The following is a 20,992-nucleotide window of genomic DNA, read 5'->3' as shown; positions in this document are numbered from 1 at the left end:
TCGTGACCGTTCAGCCGTTGACGCCGGCGGGCGGAATTGTGTCGTCGCGGTGCTGTGCGGCGTCGTCGCGGACCTGCGTCGGCGGCTGGTCGGGTCGTTCCTGGTTCGGTTCGCCGGTGCCGAGGCCCTGGATCGACTCGGCTTCGAGCCGCTCGTTGGTCTCTTCGAGGGCGGCGTCGTTCTCGGACTCTGGGTTCGCGTGCTGATCTGACATGACATCGACCGTACGCATACCAGCCGAGACGAAGATGAGTGCGCGACGGGCCCCTCCAGCGCTGGTCGCGCATCCGTTCACACGGAGACCATAAGGTGCTGGTGGAGAATCGGCATCGCCCGACCTTGAGGAGACCGCTGTCTATGACGAGCACCCGGCCCGCGCCGCCTGCCCACGCACGAGCGGCGTCGCAGCGACGCCGGCGACGCTCACTCGGCAATATCGTGCTCGGCGTGCTCGGCACGGCCCTCATCTTCGCTGGGGCGGCTGTGCTCGCGGCGTCGCTCTTCGCACCGACCACGGTCGAACGCGGATACGGTCAGGTCAAAGCTGCAGTGAACGACGTCGCGGCTGAGGTGCAGCTCCCGGCGGTGCGACTCGGCGTCGAGGGCGGACAAGCCGAACTCGACGTGTGCGACGGCTCCTTCATCGAGATGACCTCGTACCGGAACACCGTCGGAGTACCAGCCGTCTACGCGGCGCACAACAACTGCGGGGGCGACGTCGTCTTGAACTGGGAGGTCGGCACGCAGTTCGAGGTCGAAGGGCAACCCGGAACGTTCGAGGTCGTCGACGTGCGGCACACGGCAAAGCACTGGGAGACGACTGAGGCCCTCATCGGGCTGCAAGGCGATTTCGCGTTGCAGTCGTGTTTCTACGGCGAAGACCGGATGCAGTTCGTCGGCGTTCGTCCCGTCGCGGGTTAGGACTGCTTGCCGGTTCCCCGCATGCACGAAACGCTGGCGGAAATCAAGAACTGGAGCCTTGATTATGTGGTGACCTATCCTGCGGAGATGATCACCGCACGAGCAAGGGCGCTCCTCGATTTCGAGACCGCGAATCCTGAGCGCAACGTCTCGAAGCTGGAGAAGATCCGAGCGCTCGGCCTGACCCCTGACGGCTACGAGGCCCGACTCGAACAGCTCGTCGCCGACGTCGACGTCATGGCCGAGTATCCCGAGCTCGTCTACCGCTATTGGAACCAGCGGCGCGGGCAGGCATCCCGCCGCTGAGATCCACAGCTGGGCCCGTGCTCCGACGCACTGGTGCCCGAGGCTACGCGTTCTGAGTGATGCTCTCCCACTCGGCGAGCGCAGCCGCAGCGTTGTAGGTAGCGGTCAGGAAGGCGTGCACAAGCGCATCCGGGTCAGCGGATGCCCGCACCGCTTCGTAGGGCAGGAGGAACTCGCCGAGCGTGTCGTCCCAGTACGCGCCGTCCGGAACCTGCGCCTCGGCGAAGCCTGCTGGTGAGGGGTACGCGTACGAGTAGTAGGCGCCCTCGCGCCCGCCACCGGGCCAGAAACCCGCGCTCGAGATCTCGTGCGAGTAGCCCTCGATCATGACCTCGTGGGGGCAGTTCGGAGCGCCGCCCGGATGCTCGGGGGCTTCTCGTCCGGAGAAACGCGTGACGGCGAGGTCCATGGCACCCCAGAAGAAGTGCACTGGGCTCACCTTCCCGGTGAACTCGGCCCTGAATCGCGAGAGCGCGCGGTCGGCGTCGACGAGCTGCCGCCAGAACGCGTGCGCCGCGTCTGGGGCGTAGCTGCAGTGCTTCGTATCCTCGGCGAACGGAATCGCGAGCTCGACCTCGTTCGGGGCCCCGTGGATGCGAGGGTGCAGGTTCAGCTCGGCGAGCAGCTCGAAGAGCCCAGCCGAGAACTCAGCCACCGTCATCGGCACGAGCGGCAGCCTGCGTTCGGCACCGTCGCTGTGACGGATGACGAGCAGGTGCGCAGTGAAGTCGAACTCGATGTCGAAGATCGCGTCACCGTGCACCTGCGAGCCCGTGCCCAGCCCGCGCGGGGTGACGTGCAGTGTCACGTTCCACCAGTGGTTGACATGTGGCGTGCTCACCATTCGGATCTTTCCGACGATCTGCAGCCAACGATGGAGGGTGTCTCGGGTGTCGGTCCAGCTGTCGACGGTGAGCAGAGGTCTGTCGGTCACGCCATGACGATAGCCGAGGCGACCGCGCCGCGGCCAGACGCATGCGACTGACCTCCCTCTCGGGGTGAGCAGAGTCTCATGCAGAGGGGTGAGTGATCTCCCCCTCACAGGCGATGGTGGGCCGGCTGGGAGCGCATAGCTTGGAGAGCAACGAAGGGAGACGACATGGACGACGCAGAACGCGGAAGTGCCAGAAGTGGTGTGAACGGATCGACGCAGATGAGCGTCGGCATATCCCTCGGCCTCCTGATCGGCGTGACTCTCGCACTCATCCTGGACAGCTGGTCCATCGGTCTCGGCATCGGAGCTCTGGCCGGCATCCTCATCGGAATCGTCTGGTCTCTTGCGGTCCGCGGCAAGGCCGGCGCGGACGATGACGGAGATGCTGGTACTGACACCGGCGCATGAGCGAATGCGCGCACGTCTTTTCCTGCGCGCCGTTGCACGCCGGGCATGGACATCTGCATACTGAGGCCATGCCCCGGGCCCAGCGCGTCATCCTCTCGTTCGGCCTGCTTCTCATCGCTGCGCTTTCGCTGGTCGTCGTCGCGAGCCAGATCGGCGTGACGTGGTATTCGGCGCCCGGTGCCACTGGGGTCGCCACGAAGCAGCTCGCGGTGTTCGAGCCGGCGATTGTCGGGACCGTGGTTGCTGCCTTCGCCGCCCTAGCGCTTCTCGCGCAGCTCCTGCTTGTCGCGCGACGCACCGTGCCGCGGTGGACCTGGGCTGCGTCTGGCGCAGTCTCAGTTCTTGCCGTGGTCGCAGCCGTTGTCGTCTCCACGGCTGACCGACCGGTGTTCTGACTCTCTCCGCCCCGAGTCGCTAACCCTGATCGGGCAGCCAATCCGAGCTGAAGACGACGTCGAAGAGCATTGCCGTGACCTCGAGGCCGGCGAGTGCTCCCGCACTCAACAGGACGATCGCGACCGTCACGACAGCTCGGCGCTTTCGTCCGAGCGGCGTGAGGAGCAGAACACCACTCAGAAGCACCACGGCGCCGAGGATGAGGCCGAATAACGGGAAGGTCATCCACGTATCTTTGCTCGGCAGCAAACCTCGTGGCTGTGAGCACTACGGGGACGCTGTCCCGCCGCGTCATCCGCCTAGGATCGCGCCATGGCAAAAGTTGCGAACGCACGAACGGGGAACGGGTACTGGAGCACCCAGATCGCCGTGAGCGCGTTGCTTGGTGCCGGGAGTGTTGGCACCAGCTATGTCCTTCTTGTCGTCAAGCCGGATGAGCCGGGAGGGGCGGTGCTCCTCGCACTCATCGGCATCGCGCTCCTCACGACATTCGGGTGGACCCTCGACACGGCGACAAGGTCGACCCCTCTCGAGCGAGCTCTCTTCGCCTGGGCGATCATGCAGCATGAGGCAGCAGGACACGGGAACGACGCTCTTGCGATGAGCGATGCTGCACGGGCACGTGACGGCACCCTCGACGCCGATCGAATCCGCGCCCTGCAAGCCCTTCGACCCGGAAACCCCTACCCTGCTCATCTGCAGCCCTTGAATGCGCCGAGGGGTGAACTCGCGACGGCCAGCCGAGGACTCGGTCCGGACAGAACCCGCCTCGCGCTGGCCGCACTCTTCCTGGCGTTGACCGGCCTCTATTTCAGCTGCATTCCGCCGGTATTCGTCCTCGGTTGGCCGTTCCAATTCGCCGCATCGATCATGGCTGTCTTCGCGATCGTGCCGCGCGGTCGTGGGCGCCGACTGGGTATCGCCGCAGCGAGCGTGTCCGTGCTCGGGACTATCGTGACGCTTGTCCTTCTGCTCTTGAGGATCCTCCAGGAGCTCACCTGAAGTTCGTCGTCGACCGAGCCGCTGGCCGGCGTCGCCCGCAGAGTCTCCAGCTGCGTCCCCGTGAACCGCACCGACCGCGACCAGCCAGTCAGCTTCACCGCACTGCGAGCTCCCTCCTTCGTCGCCGTCTCGGCAAACGTTGCGCCGACCAGCTGCAGCCTGCTGCGGGTCGAAGCCCATTCGGCGTCGCGCACGTCCTTCGTGTTCTCGAACAGTGCAACCCGCACTGTGAGTGCGGGCCGAGCACCGCGTCGCTCTCCCGGGACGACATCGCAGCGGTTGCACCCGGGTATCCACGATCGAGCCCGTGGCAGAAGCAGAGCGGGACAACGTCGTCCTCGTGCCCATCGGCCTGCCATCCGATACGGCCGGTCCCCAAGACCTGGCGTCCCAGGGCGCACGTTCGTCTTACGCCGCCGATCCGGAGTTGAAGCCGGGACCGTGGCCAAGCGCCTCACGGAGTCGCAACGCAGACTGCAACTGCGCTTCAGCGCTGAAAGTGACACGATCGTGGCCGACATCAGGCGCAGCCGATATCGATTGCGCATGCCCTGCAAGCCCAGAACCCATCCCTGCCGTCAACTGCAGTGACGGCAGGATCGAGGTTCTCTTCCGTGTGTCATGCGACGAGCGTCGGCCGAGTCTGCCGAAGTCGGCGTCGTTTCCGATGTCTGGCCGGTGATCGCCGGGGACGGCGGGTGATCTGACGAGACACCGAGTTTCGAGTCCTGTCGTCCGGTGGCAAGGGTGAACACCGCCGCAGTGTGTGGTTGTGCGTGCGAGGCTGCCCAGCTCGATGCGAGGTCCGGGCCGAACCAGGACCCGAAACCCGTTCTCACGCCCGGGTATCAACTGGCGCGAAGTCTGGTCGACCGATTTACGAACGATTGGTGCACTAAAGCGCAAACGTGCCAGTTTTTTGCTCGGATACCGAGCCAAACACCTATCGTCTGGACGACACCTCTTGCTGAGTGCCACTTTTTGACCTGGGCGTGTGCCCTGCCCGGTCGTCCCCCTCTTCGCAACCAGAAGGAACCCATGTCCGAATCATCTTCAAACCAGATCCCCCGCCGCACCGTGGTCGGGAGCGTGGCATGGTCTCTGCCGGTCATTGCGGCCGCAGTCGCAGTGCCTCATGCCTCGGCGAGTCAGCTGTGCAACGCCAGCGTTGACTTCACCAGGGTTGCCACGAATGGCACCAGTTCTTCGACTGGCTTCCCGTCGGCGGTCAATAGCGTGACGCTCGCAACCGGAACCCCGGCCTACCGTGTGCGGGTCACGATGGCACAGTCCGCAAACGCCCAGTTCGGAACTGCATCCAGCTTCTACAACTTCTCGCAGAGCGCCCGTACTTGGACCAACAATGATCAGCTGTCCACGGTCCCCGGCCCGGCCGGTCAGCTCATCTTGAACCAGCGACGCCCAGCAGGCAGCACTGCACTTCCGGTGTTCCAACGGATCAGCTTCGAGATCATCAACGCGGCCGGCGTGGCCGTTGACGTCACGAACTTCCGCATCACGCTCGACGACATCAATAAGTCCCCGAATCACGACGACCAGATCGCGTTCGTGGATTCGCCCGCAACCGTGGTCGCGAGCTACGGCAACTCGTCGGGCACGGGAACGATCGGGGATCCATTCCGTCGAGTGAACACGAATGACGTTCCAGCTGGCAGCCCCACGACGTTCTACCGTGACACCTTCGACCTGGGCGCGGTCCCGGCAACCGGAACGCGCCTGGACTACGTGGGTGGCGACCCGTTCGGATGGCAGTACGTGACCATCAGCGCGCTCTCCTTCACCGCTCCGGGAGCCTGCTAGAGACAGGTCACCTGGCGTGCTCGGCGTGCTGAGCAACGTCCCTTGTGGTACTGCAGGGGGTGCGGCCCGAGCGAACAGTGAGCATCTCTCAATCCCGGGAAGCGAGGGCTACATTCGAACCCAAGCGAATGAGGCGTTCTCGAGACACCGGAATCTGCAGCGGTGAACGATGTCTCGGTCCGAGCCGGTTCTGCCGAAGCTGCCTCGGCTCTGCGGAAGTTGATCGTTGCGTTCTCCTGAGCACACCTGGGCTACCGTCGTCGTCGACTCGCAGCAGCCGTTCGCAGCGCGCCTGGTGACATCTGATGCAATGGGGCCGCCGCTGGAGTATCCGGTGTCCGCGAGACGGACACGCTCAGTCCGCGGACAGCGGACCGGTGCTTCGCACTGTCCCACAGGGGCCTGGGCCGTCGAGTTCGACAAGGATTCCTGCCTCTCACCACAGGCCCCAGCAGATCGCGTTCTGCGTTCCTCGCTGGGGCCGTCGGCGCCCTCAAGGAGGGAGGCGAAAGCGCGTCTCCGGTCGCGTCGGCGCAGCTCAGCCGCGGGCACCTCTGGGCAGCGCTCCGTAGGCCTGGCACGATGACGTGCTTCGGTCTGAGAGCTCTCGCCCCATACGGGGTCGAGGCGCTTGAGGGGAGAGACGATGCGTTCGTCGAGCGCGCGTTGTCCGTCCGGGTGAATTCCACTGACTCGCGTTCGGACCTCGCTGAGGGTGCTGCCTGTGATCCCTCCCTCGCGGGTGCCGCAGTGCTGGAAGAGCTGAGGAAGTCTGCTGCGCGCGTGGAGAGGGGGCGGTCGCAAGGGGTCGACTCCCATCGAGTGCCGACGCTTCGAAGTCGTCGTGTGGTCGTCGTTCAGGTTGCTGCGGATGGTCGATTGCGGGCAGGTGCACGAGCCAGGACTGCTCTCCCGTGAGCATTCGGGGCTGAACCCGCCGCTTGGCGATCCCGGAGTGAGGCCACTGACCGAGTTCGCTCCCTCTGGGCGCGCACCCTCGAGTGAGTCTCTGTGGCGGAAATCATCCGCGTGTGTCCGCGATGGCCTGAGCTTTCAGAACCGAGGTTTCGAACGACTCGGAGCATCCGCGCCTGGCATCCCAGGACCACCACCGCGCAGTCGCGACCCACGCAGCTGGCCACTGAGCCGGGCCGCTGACGGGGCCTGCTCGGGCCTGCGACGGCCGTCGGAGATTACGGAAAACGCACAGTCTGGGCGATAGGACGCAGAAGCGGCCTCGATGTGCGTTCGGATGATGCGCGGGATTCCTCGGCCCCTAGCGTGGGCCCACAGGCGGGGAAAATCCTCGCCGATATCGCCACGACGGACCCGGCTCAACGAGCGGCAACCGATGCTCTTTCCCGGTCTGTCCACACAGAGCATGAAAGCAAGGAATCCTCATGAATCAACATCAGGGCAGAACACGCAACATCGACCGTCGCACGATGGTGCAGAGCGCAGCGTGGAGTGTGCCGGTCTTTGCCGCCGCCGTCGCAGCCCCGCTTGCTTCTGCGTCGGGCTGCACACCGGGTGCTCTGGACTGGAGCGTACCTGGCACCTACACGCTCGAAGTGTCGCCGGGGACCGGGTATCTCGACTTCGAGGTGCGCGGTGCGAGCGGCGGCGGACCGAATCCCGGCGCTCGATCGGTGGGCCGAATCAACCTCAGCGGTCTCACCTCGACCCTCTCACTGCGCATCGTGGTAGGGCAGGGTGGGGCCATCACCACCGACGGCACGACTGCGGCCGGCGGAACGGGATACGGGAACGGTGGGAACTCAACACCTGGTCCCCGGAGCAATGAAGTAGATAGGGGCCCCGGTGGAGGTGGCGGTGGCTCGGCGATCCTGTTCTCCACGAACTCCCCGATCGTAGTCGCAGGCGGCGGTGGCGGTGGCGGCGTCAGCCAATTCACGGTGGGGACTACTGACATGAAGCGAGCACTTGGAGCCCCCGAGTTCGGGTTCGCCTACGGACACGCCGACGGCGTCAACCGCAACGGGCGGGCCATTGGCCTTGGAGGCACCGCCTCAGCGGGGGTCGGTTTCGCCGTCAGTCCAGCTCTGGGCGGGTCGGGCGCGACGGGCGGTGCCGGCGGCGGGGCATCCAATTACGCGGCGAACAGCAACTGGACCGGCGTCGTGCGCAACGCAGGCAGTGCCGGCGGCAACAACGGCACGGGCGCGCAAGGCGGCGGCAACGGCGGCAATGGCTCTGCTCGGTTGAGCAACGGGGACGAGTTCCGTGCAGCGGGCGGCGGAGGTGGCGGTGGGTTCGCAGGCGGCGGCGGAGGCGGCCTCGCTGGTGCGAACTTCCAGGGTTCAACCTTCCTTCAGATTGGCTCTGGCAGCGGCGCAGCAGGCTCCTCCTTCGCGCGCCCCGGCAGCGACCCGACTGGGAATGGCGGAACGCTGAGTGTCACGCAGGCCAGCTTGATCTCCGCCGGACTGGCGCCCGGGACCGGCCGCGGGCACCCCGGGTATGTCCGCGTTGTTTGGTGCGTCTAGTGCACGATGCGGGTCACGGTAGGCGTGAAACGACCGGTCGCGGGCCCCTGCGGACGCACCAGCCGAGCACTCTTACCAGGCGAACGATGGGCGGCGTGGCGATCTGGTCCGTGCCGATCATCGCATCGGCGACCGCTGTCCCTGCGGCGTCGGCGTCGCAGCCCTCTGCAGGGTGGACTCTCCTCGGAGTCCACCCGCAGGCAGCTGCTCAGCCGACGTCGCTTGGACGACGGATCATCGAGCTGGAGATTTTCGAGAATGCCCTCTACGCCGGATTCGGCGACTACAACGCGAATACCGGGCCGATCTCAATCAATCCGTTTGACCTCGACTCGCGAATGTTCCTCGGTGTCCGCCACAACGCCTACACGCACCAGATCGCCGTCTACCGGCCAGCCCCTTGGGGGCTGGTCGCTCCGAACATCGACCCGCTCCAGGACGTTCCGCTGGACCCGTTGGACCCCAACGGAGGGTTCTCTTGGACGGACAATGGCGGGCTCACCTGGAACCAGTCACCGATTGGGCCGTCGTACCACGTCTATGACGTTGCCATGCAATCGTCGTCTGGTCAGTGGGCTGTCGGAGCGGCAGCGGGGGGCGGGAATGGGGCCCCGACCGTCTGGCGTCGCGTTGGCGCGGGCCCTTGGCAGGTCTCATTCCAGGGAGACAACGATCCTGCCATCGGCAATGATCGCTACTACTGGATCGCCGTGGTGGGCGGTGTGCCCTACATCCAGGCGCGGGGGTCATCCACGGTCAAACCCCTCCGCTTCTTCGACTCCACGTCAGGCGCTTGGCGTTCACTACCCGGGGGCGTGAGCGAGCTGCACGCGTCGGGAAATCCGCAGCACCTGCAGGTGCTCGGGACACAGATTGTCAGCGCGAGCGGTTCGGGGTTGCGAATTCTCGACACCGAGAACGGGGCATTTCGCGCAGTGCAGATGCCAGACGGGTTACCGGTACTGGACCTTGACGTGCGAGGCTCCGAGCTGTTCACGCTCACGCGGGGGGCGGTGTTCCGATCTGAGGACGGCGCAGTGACCTTCCAGCGAGTCGTCACGGTCGACGCGCCAGCACCAACGTCGCTTGCAGTGTCCGCGGACACGATCTACGTCGGAACGGCCGCATCGCAGCTGCTGGCTCACCTGCTGCCGTAGGACACTCTGTGAAGGGTGTCCCTATGATTCTTGCCAAGCGGCAATGACAAGGAATGGTTTGTCGATGCTGCTGTCTCGGAGCATTGCGGAGAGGACGTCGCAGCCTCGTCTCGTGAGCGATGCTTACCATTCCTGAGCCTGGTGATCGTGCCTCGCCCTCGTTGGCTCCGGATAACAACGTCCTGAGCCAGGCCCGAAACTTCGATTCGAAGAACCGGATCTACCTGCCCATCTCGAGTGGGTTCTTGGGCCCCTGTGTCAGGGTCTGCTCGCAATCGACGACATCGGCCTTGTTCCCCCCGGAACGGGAGACCCCTCCAGAAATTCTCGGCTATAACATCGACATCGTCCGCGGCAGCGTTGTGGTCACAATCAATGAAACCGCAGATTCGAAAGCAGTGACAGCTCGGGCACAGGTGGTCGTCACCGCTGGCACCCGCGAGGCCGGCTACGCAACGCCGCCGGTGGACGCTGTCATCACTGGGCTGATCGGTGAACTCCACTACGACAGGGGCCACGACACTACGCCGTTCAAAGCAGGAGCGGGATTGACAGATTCCGCCGGGCTTCCTTACAGCTTGGGCTCCAAGGTCCACGGAGTCGGAGGCCTGAGCGCTGGACATTGCGCGATGAACGGGAACTACCAGGGCATGAACGGTTTTAGGTTCACGAATTCCGTAATCGCTGCGACAATCGGCGACAGCAGCTCAAATCTGCTGAGCTCTGCTGCTGCCATCGACCTCATGGTTCTGAAGCCGGTCAACATATTCGGCGACTTCGCCACGAAGATGTACCGCGGCCCCCAGGCAGTCGGCAGCAACGTGACGAATACGCGCGGAACCACGGGAGTTTCTACCGGAGCAGATATCGGATTCAGCGGCAACTGGACCGGATCATGGACCGCACACGGTATCAGTCAGGTACCTGGATCCTCGACGATGTGTGCCGGCTGTTTCGTGTTCCAGCCAAAGAAGACGGTTGCGAAGTGGATCACCATCTGCAGTTTGTGGCAGGTCGGCAACAATGGAAACGGCAAGGTCACAGACCAAGGTGACAGCGGAGGACCCGCCTATAGCTGGATCGCCGGTTCACAGGACGTCAAGGCTGTCGGGAGCATCACTGGCGGCAACTACGTCTACGGGGTCAGCTTTTTCACGCCCACCGCGACGGCTCAGTACGTCTACGGTAAGTCAGTCGGGTAACGCCACACGAAGAACGACCGAGGTGTCGGGGATGCCTGATGCCTCGGTCGTTGCCGTTGAAGCGACATCACATCATTCCAGTGTGTACTCGAACTCGAACTCGAACTCGAACCCGAACCCCGAGTCCGGAAACTCCAGGTTTACGAATAGCGGGTTCGTGAGAGCCTTCTTCGACTGCTTGCTGGCGTGGAAGCGACCGGGCAAACGCAGATCACGGCGGAGTCCGCAACCGTCAGCGCGTCGCCGTTCAACTTCGATCACCATCGTCCAAAACGCGATAGCCACAACTAGCCCGAACGCCAGCCCCCGTCCGAATGAGACGGACTCTGCGAACTCGTGATCAACAGTAGGTTCGAGCTCGATTGGTATATTGAGAGCTGGGATTCTGCGTGTCGCGGTGGTCATCGGAGGCTCCGAAGGTCTGGTTGGTCGTTGTGACTACCTATGCGGGGACGACGGCGAACCCCGCCAGGCGCATGAAGCGACGGGACGAGACGAACGCGTTGTCCAGCATTTTTACGCCCTGCGGCGGTGCTGGAGCACGAGCGCGGTCAGCGCGACGAGCGCTGCGCCGGCCAGCCCCAGCGTCCAGGGCAGTGCCGCATCGCCGGTGGTCGCAAGGACGGGGGACTCAGCCTCGACCTCGGGCGCGGCCTCGGTGGGCGCGACGGCGGCGGGTGTCTCAGCCCCGACCGGAACTGTAGTGCTGGTCGATTCAGGGGCGGCGGTAACCTGGACCGTCTCGACGGTCGTGGCCGACGGCGCGGTCACGACCGCGCCCGCAGGCAGGGCGCACGAGCTCACCCCGGCGAACGAGACGCCGTTGATGGTGCCGCCGTTGATGATGGCGTCCTGGTCAATGGGGGTGATCCCGAGGTCGTACGCCTTGAGCACGTTCGTCATCTGGGCCAGGTACGTGCAGTGGAAGGCGGTGTTGGTCGGCATCCACTCGGACGCGAGCCGCATGCCCTTGGCTGAGTTGGCCCGACCCTCGGCGGCCTGCAGGTTCATCGGGTCGTTCGCGAAGGCCTCACGCTGAGTCGCGTCCCACTCGTTCGCGCCACCGGTCCAGGCCGCTGCGAGCGGGATGATGTGGTCAATCTGGACGGCACCGGACGTGGCGACGCCGCGGGTGAAGGGGATCGCCTCGCCCGTGTACGGGTCGTTGAGGGTTCCTCGCTCGACGATGCAGTCGCTGCCGTCGCGGAGGACGACGTTCGTGAGGTCGCGCTGGAGCATGTCGTTGCGGGCGTCGCAGCCGTTGCCGTCCGGGTCGGACCAGTGCTTGAACAGGTCGCGGTCGTAGCCCGTCTGTGACGAGTTCACCGTCCGCAGCCCCTCGGCGGCAGCCGCGACCGCAGCACCGTCGACGTACCAGGCGTCGTCCACCTGAGACGCGAATTCCGCGTCGATGAGCGGCGCGACGTTGCTCTTCGCCACGTCGAGCGCGACCGGAACGTGCACGGTGTCCGGTGCGGCCAGAGCGGGGGAGGCGACGGCGGTGGTTGCGGTTATGGCGAGCAACGCGCTAGCGGCGCCCGAGCGGAGGAGGGAGGAGAAAGGCATGCTTGTCAGCAAGAATATGGGCGGCTCACTGCTCTTCGCGGCGGACGCGCGCGGAGTGGGACAGGAGGCGCCGGCGCAGCTCGCAAGTCTCGCTGCGTGGACCTGCCTGCTCGGCGAGGCGTGCTCGTTCCGTGTGAGGTCCCCGTGGCGTGCGACCAAGACCTGGGCCTACACGTAGACCCGTCGAGCGAAGAGGGGGAGTGCTGCCGAGACGGCCAGCACCAAAGCGAGAATGAGGAGCACTGCAGGGGCCGTGAGTGCTGCGCTGGTGCCGCCAGCGAACGCGCTTCCTGCGGCTGAAGCCGCGAGCGAGACACTGATCCGAAGACCGGAGGCTCTTCCGATGGAGCCCGCGTCGGCGGCGTTCTCCGTCGCTGACGCCAGGAGCACGGCGATGGGGCCGGCAGCCGCGCCGATGCAGAAGAGGAGCAGCCCGAACAGCCACAGGTTCTCGAGCGTCAATGCGGACAACGTGAGCATCACTCCGGTGAACGCAAGAGCCGACATCAGCTGCACGCTCGGAGGTACGGACCATCGGACGGCGCCGTACGCGACCGCACCGACCACCTCACCAATGGCCAACGCGGCGAACAAGAATCCTGATGCGTCGATGGAGCCGTTTGCCTCGGCAACCCGGGGGATGGCAAGAATCAACACTCCTCCGACGACTCCCGTAGCCGCAGCGACGGTGAGGATCGACAGCATCGGGCCGTGCTGCCACTTCAGAGGTCCGCGTGATCCATCGCTTGCCGTGATCACGCTGTCACGACGAGCGATGCGCAGGAAGTACCCGGCGCCGAGCACGCCGATACCGCCGATCATCAAGATGATGACGTCCGGGCTGGCGACGAAAACGAACATGCTCACGAGGAGCGGCCCGAAGACCAGGCCCGTCTGGAAGGAGGCCCCCAGCAGCGAGTAGCTCGCGACGCGTTCTCTTGGACCGAGCGAGGATCTTGCGAGCCAGACTCGGACCGCCGTCATGACCTCCGGGAGTGAGACCCCTGCGACAAGGGCTGCGATGAGCAACGCCGCAGTCGAGGAAGAAGCGGAGCGGCCAGAGAGGACGAGCGCGAGGACCGCGATGAGGAACGTCGCAGCTGCGGCGGTGATGGTCTTGCGTGGTCCGACCCGATCGATGAGGTATCCCTGGCCGACCAGGCCGACTGCGGTACCGCACGTGAACGCGGCGCTCGTCCAACCCGCGATGACGAAGGACCCGGTCCAGGCGTGAACGGTGATGACCACGGCGACCGGGAACATTCCCAGAGGCACTGTTGAGAACAACACCGAGGCGAGCTGACCGACCACTCGCCGGTCTCGCATCAATCTCCGATAGACCTGCCGATGCTCCGCGTCAGAGAAGTCACTCATCGTCTTGGGGGAGTCGTTCGTGCGCGGGGCAGCCTGCTGCTCAACATGGTTCCGAGAATCGCAGATCGACGTTGGCAATCGCCCGCGAGCAGTCGATCCTTGCGCTCCGCCTGCAGCGTCATCCCAGCGCCCCGCGGTTCTCGCACCACCGCCCTTGCCCTCATGACTCGAGGTCGACATGGCGCCTCGGGGGCCGTCCGTGGTCGGGGCCCCGAAGGTCGCGTGACCACTCGACGATGCGTGAGGAGTGGCCGACTGGTTTCGGATGATGAGTGGCCTCGTCGACAGCGGCTAGGTTGATCCGAGGCATCTCATTCGGCTCAAGGAACGCGTCGAAACGTACTCGTACTCGGAGGACCACATGATCGGTTACGCAGACCTGCAGGATCTTCAGGGGGAGCAGCGCGAGCGCGTTCAGGCGCTTTACGATCGCAGTCATCGCCTCTGGGCGCTCCCGAACGATATGGGCAAGGTTGACGCCCTTGAGGAGTTCATCGGTGACTGTGAACGTGCGCAGTTGCCGCCCCTCATCGCCAGCGCGCTCTTCGACCTGCACGTCACCTACGGTGACGGCGGTCTCACACGCGAAGCGCTGACAGCTTTCGCTCGACTCATGCGTCACCTCGACCGCTACGGCGACCTGGTTCATCCAAGCAACGTCACCCGCATGCTCAACGCAGTGGCCACGAGTACCCTCACCATGCTGAACGATCCGACACTGCCACTCGAGCAGCTCACGCGAGTCATCGATCTGGTCGAGGCTCAAGTTCGCAGGCGAGGCACCGACCCGGTTGGCGTCCTGGTCGCCAGAGCAGCGATTGCCTCGGCCCGCGGCGATGGCCGCGAAACAGCCGACTGGATCGAGCGGTGGCGTTCCGAGGCGAGTGAGGAATGGCGAGCGGACGATCTCGGTGTCATCCAAATCGAGTTGCCGCTTATTGCGAGTTTCGACCTGAAGCGCGCCACCGAGACACTCGAGCAGCGACTTCGGATGGTGGGCATCGACCGTGATCGACTCGACATTCAGCAGCGCATCGAAGCGATTCCTGTGCTCGCTATGCTCGCGTTCTTCCATCTCCGCTCCGGCAACGTCGCTGAGGCCCGCGCCATCGCCGATCAACTACTCGATGGCGTCGGCATCGAGGTCCTCGTCCGCGAGGCAGTGGCCTGCCAGCTCATCCCCATCCTGGAGCATCGTCCCGACGCAGCCCTCTTCGTTGTCGACGACGTCTTGCGCAATCTGTCGTTGGACGAGAGCGACGCGGAGACCTTGGCCGCGGTGGCGCGAAATCGACTCCTCGCCGACCCTGATGGGGACGAGGGCGGCTTGATCCGACTTCTCGCGCAGCAGGCTGCAGCTGCCCTCGACCGGCGCGGTGCGACCGACATGCACATCCGTGAGCTCGCAGACTTCTGGTGGGCGGGCCTTGAGTCCCGGCCCACGCCGAGTGCGGTCCAGGACGACGAGACCTGGGGAGACCCAAGTGAGCGTGCGCTGCTGATCCTCTCCGCTGGGTGGCTCACAAGGGAAGGCTCGGTGCGCGAAGACCGCATCCCCTTGTCCCTATGGGAGAGATACACGGCTCTGTTCGACAGATTCCGTGAGCTCATGGCAACAGCGAGTATGGAAGAGACGAATGCGCTGGCTGCCGAGCTCGAGGCTGAAGGAGAACGCCTTCACTGCGCAACCACACGCTTCTGTGTCCCGCTGTTTCACTCACTGCAGTCGTCGATGCTCGGCGCCAACGGCCAGGTCGTCGACCTCTACCATCGTGCGCAGCGTTCCCTGGCGACCGACCCGACGGCGGTGAACGCCACGTACCGCGGGTTCGCGCCCTCGGCCTTCCTCCTCGCGCTCCTCGACGGTGTCTCCACGCCCAGCGTGCCATGGGCGCAGGTCGACGCGGTCATCGAAGTCGAGGATCAGCTCCGGACGTGGACCGGCGGCTCCGAGGCTCGAGTCCACTTCGCTCGAGCCGAGATCGCCGCCCACAACGGCGACCTAGTGGAGCTGCGCGAACGCACCGACCGCATGTTCGCCAGCCTCGCTGCCGATGAGGAGCCCTTTGATCGGAACATCCTCGACCTCGTCGCAGTCCGGCAGACCGCACTGCCCCTCCCCGACATCGCCCGGAAGGCGGCTACCCGCGTCGCGGAAGCAGGCAACGAGCTGCAGCGCCGCGGTGCGGCAGGCTGGTTGTGCTGGATGCGGGTGCGCGACGGTGACCCTTCCGGCGCGACTGAACTGGCTGCGCTGCTCGAGTCGGTCGGTGGTGCCACCGAGGAGATCGAGCAGTTGCCCGGCTGGGCGATGCTCGAGGCGTTGACAGACGCAGATGTCGATCTCGTCTCGGTCGTGGACGCGCTCCTCACCGAGGCAGTTGAGGGTGACTGCACGGAAATCGAACTCTTCGCGGCCGCGAGCCGAGTGCTCCAAGACCGAGCCCCGACTGACCCGCGGGGAGCGAAACTGAGGAATGACGTCGAGAGAATCGCACGCCGTCTCGACGAGCGCAACGGCCACAACGGGTGGAGCACGCATCTTCACGACCGTTGGCTGAACGAGGACCGGGTCTTCGGGGCGCGAGCATGAGCGACGAGCGCTTCCTCGTCGACCTCCGCGGACTGGTCGACATCCTGTCCCACCACTTGTACTCAAGCCCGAGGGTCTACCTGCGTGAGCTCATACAGAACGCTCGGGATGCGGTGGTTGCACGGCACGAGATTGATCCGGACTCACCAGAGCAGATCAGCATCACCGTCGACGAAGCTTCCGGGGCGGTGATCGTCCGAGACCAGGGCATTGGCCTCACCGAACAGGAAATGCGCGACGTACTCGCGACCATCGGCGCGTCGAGCAAGCGCGAGGACTTCGCTCGGACCCGGCGCAAGTACCTCGGACAGTTCGGCATCGGGCTGCTGTCCTGCTTCCTGATCGCGGACCGCATCGAGGTGCGTTCTCGCAGCGCCCGGACTGCGGATGCGGCCACGATCAGCTGGGTAGGAAGCGCGGACGGCACGTTCACCATCAGCCCCGCCACCGAACCCCTCGCTGAGCCAGGCACGGAGGTGCGCGTAGAGGCCCGACCCGACGAGTGGGAATGGACCCAACCGCATCGAGTGCGACTGCTTGCAGAGCGCTTCGCGGGACTGCTCGAGCTGCCCGTCGCGCTCCATCGCGGCCCCATCTTGCCCGCTGAGATCGTCAGCCAGCGGACGCAGCCCTGGCGGGGCAGCGCACAGGAGATGGAGGACTGGGCGCACCAGGAGCTGGGATTCCGGCCACTCGCAATCCTCCCGGTCGCTGTGCCCGGCGCGGGGTTGCGTGGGCTCGCGTTCATCGCTGATAGCCCCGGTCAGGTTGGCACGCGTCGAGGTGACACTGTCTACTCGAAGGGCATGTTCGTCACCGACAGCAGCGTGCAGCTGGTTCCATCCTGGGCGTACTTTGTGCGCCTCGTCGTGGAAGCCGGTGATCTGCCGCTCACGGCATCCCGCGAGGCCCTTCAAGATTCGGTCACCATCGACGCCGTCAAAGAGCAGGTGGGCATACAGATCCGGGAAGGCATCGAGCGTTTCGCCGAGAACGATCCTGCCGGGTTCTCTAGGTTCTTGGATGTTCACGCCAAAGGCTTGATGGCGATGGCGGTCAGCGACGACGACATGCTCGATCTCGTGTCGCAGAGCGTGAAGTGGGAGACCAACGAGGGCTACCAGACCCTGGCGCAGATGCGGCGCCGCACGGAGGTGGTGCTTTATACGACCTCGATGACCGATTTCACGGCTTTCGCTCCGATTCTCGCCGCGCGCGGGACACCACTCGTGAACGCCTCCTATGTCTACGGACGTGAAATCCTGCGACGTCTGGTCGAGCGTCCGCTTCGAGGGGCACGGCTGCGAGCCTTCGATGCGGGGCGCTTCATCGATGAGCTTCAGCGTCCGCTTGCCGGGGACACTGCGGCCCAGCTACTTGAGGAGCAGGCGCGCCCGGTGCTGCAACAACTCGGGGTCGCGCTCGACCTCCGAGAGTTCTCGCCCGTCACGGTGCCGGTGCTGTTCGTCGGCGCCTCCGGGGACGCTGAGTTCGGCGCAGCCGGCGAAGACGAAGCCGACGGCGATGACGCCTGGGGCGACCTCCTCAGCGATCTCGTCACGCCAGCTGAGTCGTCTGCGCCGCACGGCCCACGCCTGGTCGTCAACGTCGGAAGCACTTCTGTGCGCGCGTTCGGGACGATCAAGGATCGCTACGTCCGAGAGGAGGCGATCGCCGGCCTCTACGTCATCGGCAGGCTCACCGCGGGGGAGCGCCTCCAGCCACAAGATGCGGTGCTCCTCAACCGGGCCCTGCAGGCGCTGATGACCGCGGCGGGAGATACCGAGACCGAGTGAACAAACCGTCGCTGCCGCGTGGGACACCCCAGAGTTGGTCGAAGTCGTCATCCTCTTACGTCCGTCGTGCGCTGGGAGCTCACGTCACCTCGCACAGGTGGTTGCCCATCGGGAAACTAAATGTTAGTTTCCAGTAAGGAAACAAAACGATGGAGGGAACCATGGATAGCAACGAAGCTGCAGACCGCCTCGCTGAGGTACATCGAGTCAATCGTCTGTCATCCAAGAAGGGCGCATGGGTCACGTCCCTCCTTGTGTCTGGCGCCGCGTTGCTCATCGGGGCAGTGCTCGATCTTGACATGATCTATCTATCGGGACTCGTTGTGCTGGCCGCGGTGGGATTGTTGTCGATCCGGTCGATTCGGCCGCGGCTGACGTGGACCGACAGGCGCGGTGCGTGGCTGGTCTGGGGCGGCGCCGCCCTGGCTCTCGCGGCATACATCGCCGTGCAGTTTCCGGTACGTGCGGCGGGATGGATTGCCCCGAACACGATCGGTGCTCTCGCTGCCGTGATCGTGATCCTTGTCTTCTGCCGAGCTGGCCTGCAGCGCCTCGCGAGCGCCTCCACGGTGGTGGAATCCAGGAAGAGGCGATGAGCGACGTGCCAGCGGGAGATGCTGCAGCTCTCCGTCTTGACCCGCTGCTGCATGAGCCGGTGCGGTTGGCGATCCTTGCTGCCCTTGCCCCAACGGATTACATCGATTTTTCCGTGCTCCTCGGCCTCGTCGGGGTAAGCAAATCGGCGTTGTCGAAGCATGTGTCCGCTCTGACTGAAGCCGGGGTCGTCGCCGTCACGAACAGCCCTGCCGATAGGCGAGCCCGGCGCATTGCACTCACCGGTACCGGACGGGAGTCCTTCGACGCCTACCTACGGCGCCTTGAAGAAATCGTCCGATCAGCTCGAGGGTGAGGACCTTTCTCTGCTTGAGGCTGGACGTCGGCGGCGCCGCGGATGCAGATGCCAACTGCCCTGATCGGCCGAGCTGGGCTGAGCTGAGCCGAGTGCCGATTCGTAGTTGAGCCGCCATGCCAGTCGGCGACCCGATAATCAGTGATGGGCGTGGGTGGCAGGCATGTACCGGGTATAGCGACACTAATTGCCTGACGTGGGGGTAGAGGCGATAAGGCCGCGGGTCTCGGAAAGTGCTGGGCGGATGCGGCAACTCACGCGCTTCGGGGTATCTCGCCGGTCGCCACCGACTCCTCTGGTCTATGACGGTTCATCGGCTGCCTGCCCGTCTCCTGGATTTGACCTCAAGTCCAGTTGAGGTTTTACGGTCGTGGAGTGGCCCCGGCGTGGCCCGTCGAGACGAGCGAGGACATCGTGACCCGAATTATGACCCTGCGATGACGTACGTGATCGCGTCGACGTGAAGGACACGGCGATCATCGATGAATATCCCGTCTGGGGCATCTCCTCCGACAACGTCCTGCCCGATGAATTGCAGGACGGCTACAAGGCCAACGTCGAGTCGTTCGACGAATTCGGTTCAGGAATATGTGCCGCCAAGGCGAGATGGTCGCTCTAGACCAGCCGGTCATCGCGGCACTCGCACCTCAGGAGGAAGACTCTTGACCGCTATCGAACCGCGGATCGCCATCGTCGGGGCTGGGCCGGCTGGTATCTACGCTGCCGACATCCTCCTCCGACTTGCACCGTCAGCCTCGATCGACCTGTTCGAAAAGGTGCCTACGCCTTACGGCCTGGTCCGGTACGGCGTCGCTCCCGATCATCCGCGCATCCGCAAGATCGTCGATGCCCTCCATGATGTGCTCGTGAACCCGCGCATCCGCCTCCGCTGCAACGTCGAGATCGGAGTCGACATGGAGATCGACGAACTCCGTGCGGCGTACAACGGCGTGATCGTGGCAACCGGCGCCGACCTCGATGTCAGCCTCGACATTCCCGGCATCAACCTGCCCGGATCGTTCGGCGCCGCCGACTTCGTGGCCTGGTACGACGGGCATCCCGACGTGTCACGCACCTGGCCGCTCGAAGCGGAGTCGGTTGCCGTGCTCGGCGCGGGTAACGTCGCGCTCGACGTTACCCGGATTCTCGCCAAGCACGCCTCGGCGCTCACAGACACCGACACACCCGATTCCGTCTTCGAGCCGCTCGCCGCCAGCCCGCTGCGCGACGTGCACCTGTTCGCTCGGCGCGGTCCTGCAGATGTTCGCTTCTCCGCGATGGAACTGCGCGAACTCGCCGAGCAGGACGACGTCGACGTGATCGTGGACCCTAAGGAACTCGCCCTGGACGATCACGCCGAACGGATGATTGCCCAGTTCTCGCAGCGCCGCATTATCGTGCGCACGCTCACTGAGTGGGGTGCGCGCGATCCTTCGGAGCGCACCGCCTCTCGCCGCATCCACCTGCACCTGCGGCAGCGGCCCGTGCGGGTACTCGGCACCGAACGAGTGACCGGCATCGAGATGGAGCGCACCGCATCCGATGAACTTGGCCGCATGGTCGGCACCGGCGAGCTACTGCGGTACGACGTTGGTGCGGTCTATCGTGCGGTGGGATACCGTGCAACTCCCGTGCCAGGCGTGCCGTTCGATACCACCCAGGGCGTGGTCCCGCACGTCGAGGGCCGCGTCGTGGATTCCGAAGGTGTCCCGATCCCGCGGCTGTATGCGACGGGCTGGATCAAGCGCGGACCAGTCGGACTCATCGGCGCGACGAAGTCCGACGCGGGGCAGACCGTCCGCCACCTCATCGACGATCTCGCCATTGTCGAGCATGCCCCGCGCGAAGACGATCCGACCGCGCATCTTGCTCACGCGGTCGACCTCGACGGCTGGCTGCGCATCAATGCTGCCGAGCGTGCGGCCGGTGCTGAACGCGGGCGCGAGCGGACGAAAATCGTCAACCGCGCGGAGATGCTCACGCATGCGCAGCGGGACCAGACGATGGAAGGCCTCCGGTGACCGCATACCCGTGCCGACTGCAGTTCGCGATGGACCCAAGGGGGCGTTCCGCACGCACCCCGCCGGTGTCGGGATCAC

Annotated in this window: 23 protein-coding genes; 16 read left to right on the top strand and 7 right to left on the bottom strand. The window is 65.0% G+C overall.

Going from position 1 to position 20,992, the window contains the following annotated elements:
- Positions 1-10: 10 nt before the first annotated feature.
- Entirely contained in the window at positions 11-214 is a 204-nt protein-coding gene (locus GV007_RS08265) for a hypothetical protein (RefSeq protein WP_160071842.1), read from the bottom strand.
- A gap of 143 nt (positions 215-357) precedes the next feature.
- Here GV007_RS08265 and GV007_RS08260 point away from each other — a divergent pair, with 143 nt between their 5' ends.
- Positions 358-921 carry a hypothetical protein gene (locus GV007_RS08260; protein WP_160071841.1) on the top strand — a complete coding sequence of 188 codons (564 nt, stop codon included), beginning with the start codon at positions 358-360 and terminating at the stop codon, positions 919-921.
- An 87-nt stretch (positions 922-1,008) separates the two neighbouring features.
- Positions 1,009-1,227 (top strand): DUF3263 domain-containing protein, encoded by a 219-nt coding sequence (locus tag GV007_RS08255; RefSeq protein WP_160071840.1) that lies wholly within the window; start codon positions 1,009-1,011, stop codon positions 1,225-1,227.
- 43 nt (positions 1,228-1,270) lie between these two features.
- Here the strand turns inward: GV007_RS08255 and GV007_RS08250 are convergent, their stop codons facing one another.
- Positions 1,271-2,161, bottom strand: coding sequence for a DUF5996 family protein (locus tag GV007_RS08250; protein WP_160071839.1), 891 nt, complete (start codon positions 2,159-2,161; stop codon positions 1,271-1,273).
- Positions 2,162-2,326: 165 nt separating this feature from the next.
- Between GV007_RS08250 and GV007_RS08245 the strand changes: the two genes are divergently transcribed.
- Both GV007_RS08245 and GV007_RS08240 read left to right on the top strand, forming a co-directional pair.
- Entirely contained in the window at positions 2,327-2,569 is a 243-nt protein-coding gene (locus GV007_RS08245; protein ID WP_160071838.1) for a hypothetical protein, read from the top strand.
- A gap of 68 nt (positions 2,570-2,637) precedes the next feature.
- Positions 2,638-2,964, top strand: coding sequence for a hypothetical protein (locus tag GV007_RS08240; protein WP_160071837.1), 327 nt, complete (start codon positions 2,638-2,640; stop codon positions 2,962-2,964).
- A 19-nt stretch (positions 2,965-2,983) separates the two neighbouring features.
- Here the strand turns inward: GV007_RS08240 and GV007_RS08235 are convergent, their stop codons facing one another.
- Positions 2,984-3,190, bottom strand: coding sequence for a hypothetical protein (locus GV007_RS08235; RefSeq protein WP_160071836.1), 207 nt, complete (start codon positions 3,188-3,190; stop codon positions 2,984-2,986).
- Positions 3,191-3,277: 87 nt separating this feature from the next.
- Here GV007_RS08235 and GV007_RS08230 point away from each other — a divergent pair, with 87 nt between their 5' ends.
- From GV007_RS08230 to GV007_RS08210, 5 genes are all read left to right on the top strand, one after another.
- Positions 3,278-3,967, top strand: coding sequence for a hypothetical protein (locus tag GV007_RS08230; RefSeq protein WP_160071835.1), 690 nt, complete (start codon positions 3,278-3,280; stop codon positions 3,965-3,967).
- A 1,281-nt stretch (positions 3,968-5,248) separates the two neighbouring features.
- Complete coding sequence (locus tag GV007_RS08225) at positions 5,249-5,788, top strand: hypothetical protein (protein ID WP_160071834.1); 540 nt, start codon at positions 5,249-5,251, stop codon at positions 5,786-5,788.
- A 1,400-nt stretch (positions 5,789-7,188) separates the two neighbouring features.
- A complete protein-coding gene (locus GV007_RS08220; RefSeq protein WP_160071833.1) occupies positions 7,189-8,295 on the top strand; it encodes a hypothetical protein in 1,107 nt (368 codons plus the stop codon).
- A 95-nt stretch (positions 8,296-8,390) separates the two neighbouring features.
- Positions 8,391-9,452: a hypothetical protein gene (locus GV007_RS08215; protein ID WP_160071832.1), complete on the top strand. Its 1,062-nt coding sequence runs from the start codon at positions 8,391-8,393 to the stop codon at positions 9,450-9,452.
- 119 nt (positions 9,453-9,571) lie between these two features.
- Positions 9,572-10,654, top strand: coding sequence for a hypothetical protein (locus GV007_RS08210; RefSeq protein ID WP_160071831.1), 1,083 nt, complete (start codon positions 9,572-9,574; stop codon positions 10,652-10,654).
- A gap of 72 nt (positions 10,655-10,726) precedes the next feature.
- On the opposite strand, the gene GV007_RS08205 is transcribed toward GV007_RS08210, so the two are convergent.
- Both GV007_RS08205 and GV007_RS08200 read right to left on the bottom strand, forming a co-directional pair.
- Positions 10,727-11,059 (bottom strand): hypothetical protein, encoded by a 333-nt coding sequence (locus GV007_RS08205; protein ID WP_160071830.1) that lies wholly within the window; start codon positions 11,057-11,059, stop codon positions 10,727-10,729.
- A 111-nt stretch (positions 11,060-11,170) separates the two neighbouring features.
- A complete protein-coding gene (locus GV007_RS08200; RefSeq protein WP_160071829.1) occupies positions 11,171-12,220 on the bottom strand; it encodes an HNH endonuclease family protein in 1,050 nt (349 codons plus the stop codon).
- Between GV007_RS08200 and GV007_RS08195 the strand changes: the two genes are divergently transcribed.
- Positions 12,219-12,398, top strand: coding sequence for a hypothetical protein (locus tag GV007_RS08195; protein ID WP_160071828.1), 180 nt, complete (start codon positions 12,219-12,221; stop codon positions 12,396-12,398). The two genes, GV007_RS08200 and GV007_RS08195, sit on opposite strands and share 2 nt — an antisense overlap.
- On the opposite strand, the gene GV007_RS08190 is transcribed toward GV007_RS08195, so the two are convergent.
- Both GV007_RS08190 and GV007_RS08185 read right to left on the bottom strand, forming a co-directional pair.
- The gene (locus GV007_RS08190; protein ID WP_268893487.1) at positions 12,389-13,546 is read right to left on the bottom strand and encodes an MFS transporter; all 1,158 of its coding nucleotides are present in this window, start codon (positions 13,544-13,546) and stop codon (positions 12,389-12,391) included. The two genes, GV007_RS08195 and GV007_RS08190, sit on opposite strands and share 10 nt — an antisense overlap.
- 208 nt (positions 13,547-13,754) lie before the next feature.
- Positions 13,755-14,669: a hypothetical protein gene (locus GV007_RS08185; protein ID WP_160071826.1), complete on the bottom strand. Its 915-nt coding sequence runs from the start codon at positions 14,667-14,669 to the stop codon at positions 13,755-13,757.
- On the opposite strand from GV007_RS08185, the gene GV007_RS08180 reads away from it, so the two are divergent.
- From GV007_RS08180 to GV007_RS08155, 6 genes are all read left to right on the top strand, one after another.
- On the top strand, positions 14,652-16,187 hold the full coding sequence (locus GV007_RS08180; protein WP_160071825.1) for a hypothetical protein: 1,536 nt from the start codon (positions 14,652-14,654) through the stop codon (positions 16,185-16,187). The two genes, GV007_RS08185 and GV007_RS08180, sit on opposite strands and share 18 nt — an antisense overlap.
- Positions 16,184-17,983, top strand: coding sequence for an HSP90 family protein (locus GV007_RS08175; RefSeq protein ID WP_160071824.1), 1,800 nt, complete (start codon positions 16,184-16,186; stop codon positions 17,981-17,983). Before GV007_RS08180 ends, GV007_RS08175 begins: the two co-directional genes overlap by 4 nt.
- Before the next feature lie 161 nt (positions 17,984-18,144).
- Entirely contained in the window at positions 18,145-18,579 is a 435-nt protein-coding gene (locus GV007_RS08170) for a hypothetical protein (protein ID WP_160071823.1), read from the top strand.
- Positions 18,576-18,893, top strand: a complete 318-nt coding sequence (locus GV007_RS08165) for a transcriptional regulator (protein ID WP_160071822.1) — start codon at positions 18,576-18,578, stop codon at positions 18,891-18,893. Before GV007_RS08170 ends, GV007_RS08165 begins: the two co-directional genes overlap by 4 nt.
- 460 nt (positions 18,894-19,353) lie before the next feature.
- Complete coding sequence (locus GV007_RS08160) at positions 19,354-19,512, top strand: hypothetical protein (protein WP_328809449.1); 159 nt, start codon at positions 19,354-19,356, stop codon at positions 19,510-19,512.
- Positions 19,513-19,555: 43 nt separating this feature from the next.
- On the top strand, positions 19,556-20,914 hold the full coding sequence (locus GV007_RS08155; protein WP_160071821.1) for an FAD-dependent oxidoreductase: 1,359 nt from the start codon (positions 19,556-19,558) through the stop codon (positions 20,912-20,914).
- Positions 20,915-20,992: the final 78 nt, after the last annotated feature.

The sequence above is a fragment of the Pseudoclavibacter sp. 8L genome, assembly GCF_902506465.1.
GTDB lineage: Bacteria > Actinomycetota > Actinomycetes > Actinomycetales > Microbacteriaceae > Pseudoclavibacter.
This window is presented reverse-complemented; position numbering and strand designations above follow the sequence as displayed.

Excerpts from the sequence above, each read along its gene's own strand:
- GV007_RS08170 (WP_160071823.1), top strand. The coding sequence starts at position 18,145 with ATGGATAGCAACGAAGCTGCAGACCGCCTCGCTGAGGTACATCGAGTC.
- GV007_RS08245 (WP_160071838.1), top strand. The coding sequence starts at position 2,327 with ATGGACGACGCAGAACGCGGAAGTGCCAGAAGTGGTGTGAACGGATCG.
- GV007_RS08210 (WP_160071831.1), top strand. The coding sequence starts at position 9,572 with ATGCTTACCATTCCTGAGCCTGGTGATCGTGCCTCGCCCTCGTTGGCT.
- GV007_RS08260 (WP_160071841.1), top strand. The coding sequence starts at position 358 with ATGACGAGCACCCGGCCCGCGCCGCCTGCCCACGCACGAGCGGCGTCG.
- GV007_RS08225 (WP_160071834.1), top strand. The coding sequence starts at position 5,249 with ATGGCACAGTCCGCAAACGCCCAGTTCGGAACTGCATCCAGCTTCTAC.
- GV007_RS08255 (WP_160071840.1), top strand. The coding sequence starts at position 1,009 with ATGATCACCGCACGAGCAAGGGCGCTCCTCGATTTCGAGACCGCGAAT.
- GV007_RS08190 (WP_268893487.1), bottom strand. The coding sequence starts at position 13,546 with ATGCGAGACCGGCGAGTGGTCGGTCAGCTCGCCTCGGTGTTGTTCTCA.
- GV007_RS08235 (WP_160071836.1), bottom strand. The coding sequence starts at position 3,190 with ATGACCTTCCCGTTATTCGGCCTCATCCTCGGCGCCGTGGTGCTTCTG.
- GV007_RS08165 (WP_160071822.1), top strand. The coding sequence starts at position 18,576 with ATGAGCGACGTGCCAGCGGGAGATGCTGCAGCTCTCCGTCTTGACCCG.
- GV007_RS08205 (WP_160071830.1), bottom strand. The coding sequence starts at position 11,059 with ATGACCACCGCGACACGCAGAATCCCAGCTCTCAATATACCAATCGAG.
- GV007_RS08195 (WP_160071828.1), top strand. The coding sequence starts at position 12,219 with ATGCTTGTCAGCAAGAATATGGGCGGCTCACTGCTCTTCGCGGCGGAC.
- GV007_RS08220 (WP_160071833.1), top strand. The coding sequence starts at position 7,189 with ATGAATCAACATCAGGGCAGAACACGCAACATCGACCGTCGCACGATG.
- GV007_RS08200 (WP_160071829.1), bottom strand. The coding sequence starts at position 12,220 with ATGCCTTTCTCCTCCCTCCTCCGCTCGGGCGCCGCTAGCGCGTTGCTC.
- GV007_RS08180 (WP_160071825.1), top strand. The coding sequence starts at position 14,652 with ATGCTCGCGTTCTTCCATCTCCGCTCCGGCAACGTCGCTGAGGCCCGC.
- GV007_RS08185 (WP_160071826.1), bottom strand. The coding sequence starts at position 14,669 with ATGGAAGAACGCGAGCATAGCGAGCACAGGAATCGCTTCGATGCGCTG.
- GV007_RS08175 (WP_160071824.1), top strand. The coding sequence starts at position 16,184 with ATGAGCGACGAGCGCTTCCTCGTCGACCTCCGCGGACTGGTCGACATC.
- GV007_RS08265 (WP_160071842.1), bottom strand. The coding sequence starts at position 214 with ATGTCAGATCAGCACGCGAACCCAGAGTCCGAGAACGACGCCGCCCTC.
- GV007_RS08230 (WP_160071835.1), top strand. The coding sequence starts at position 3,278 with ATGGCAAAAGTTGCGAACGCACGAACGGGGAACGGGTACTGGAGCACC.
- GV007_RS08240 (WP_160071837.1), top strand. The coding sequence starts at position 2,638 with ATGCCCCGGGCCCAGCGCGTCATCCTCTCGTTCGGCCTGCTTCTCATC.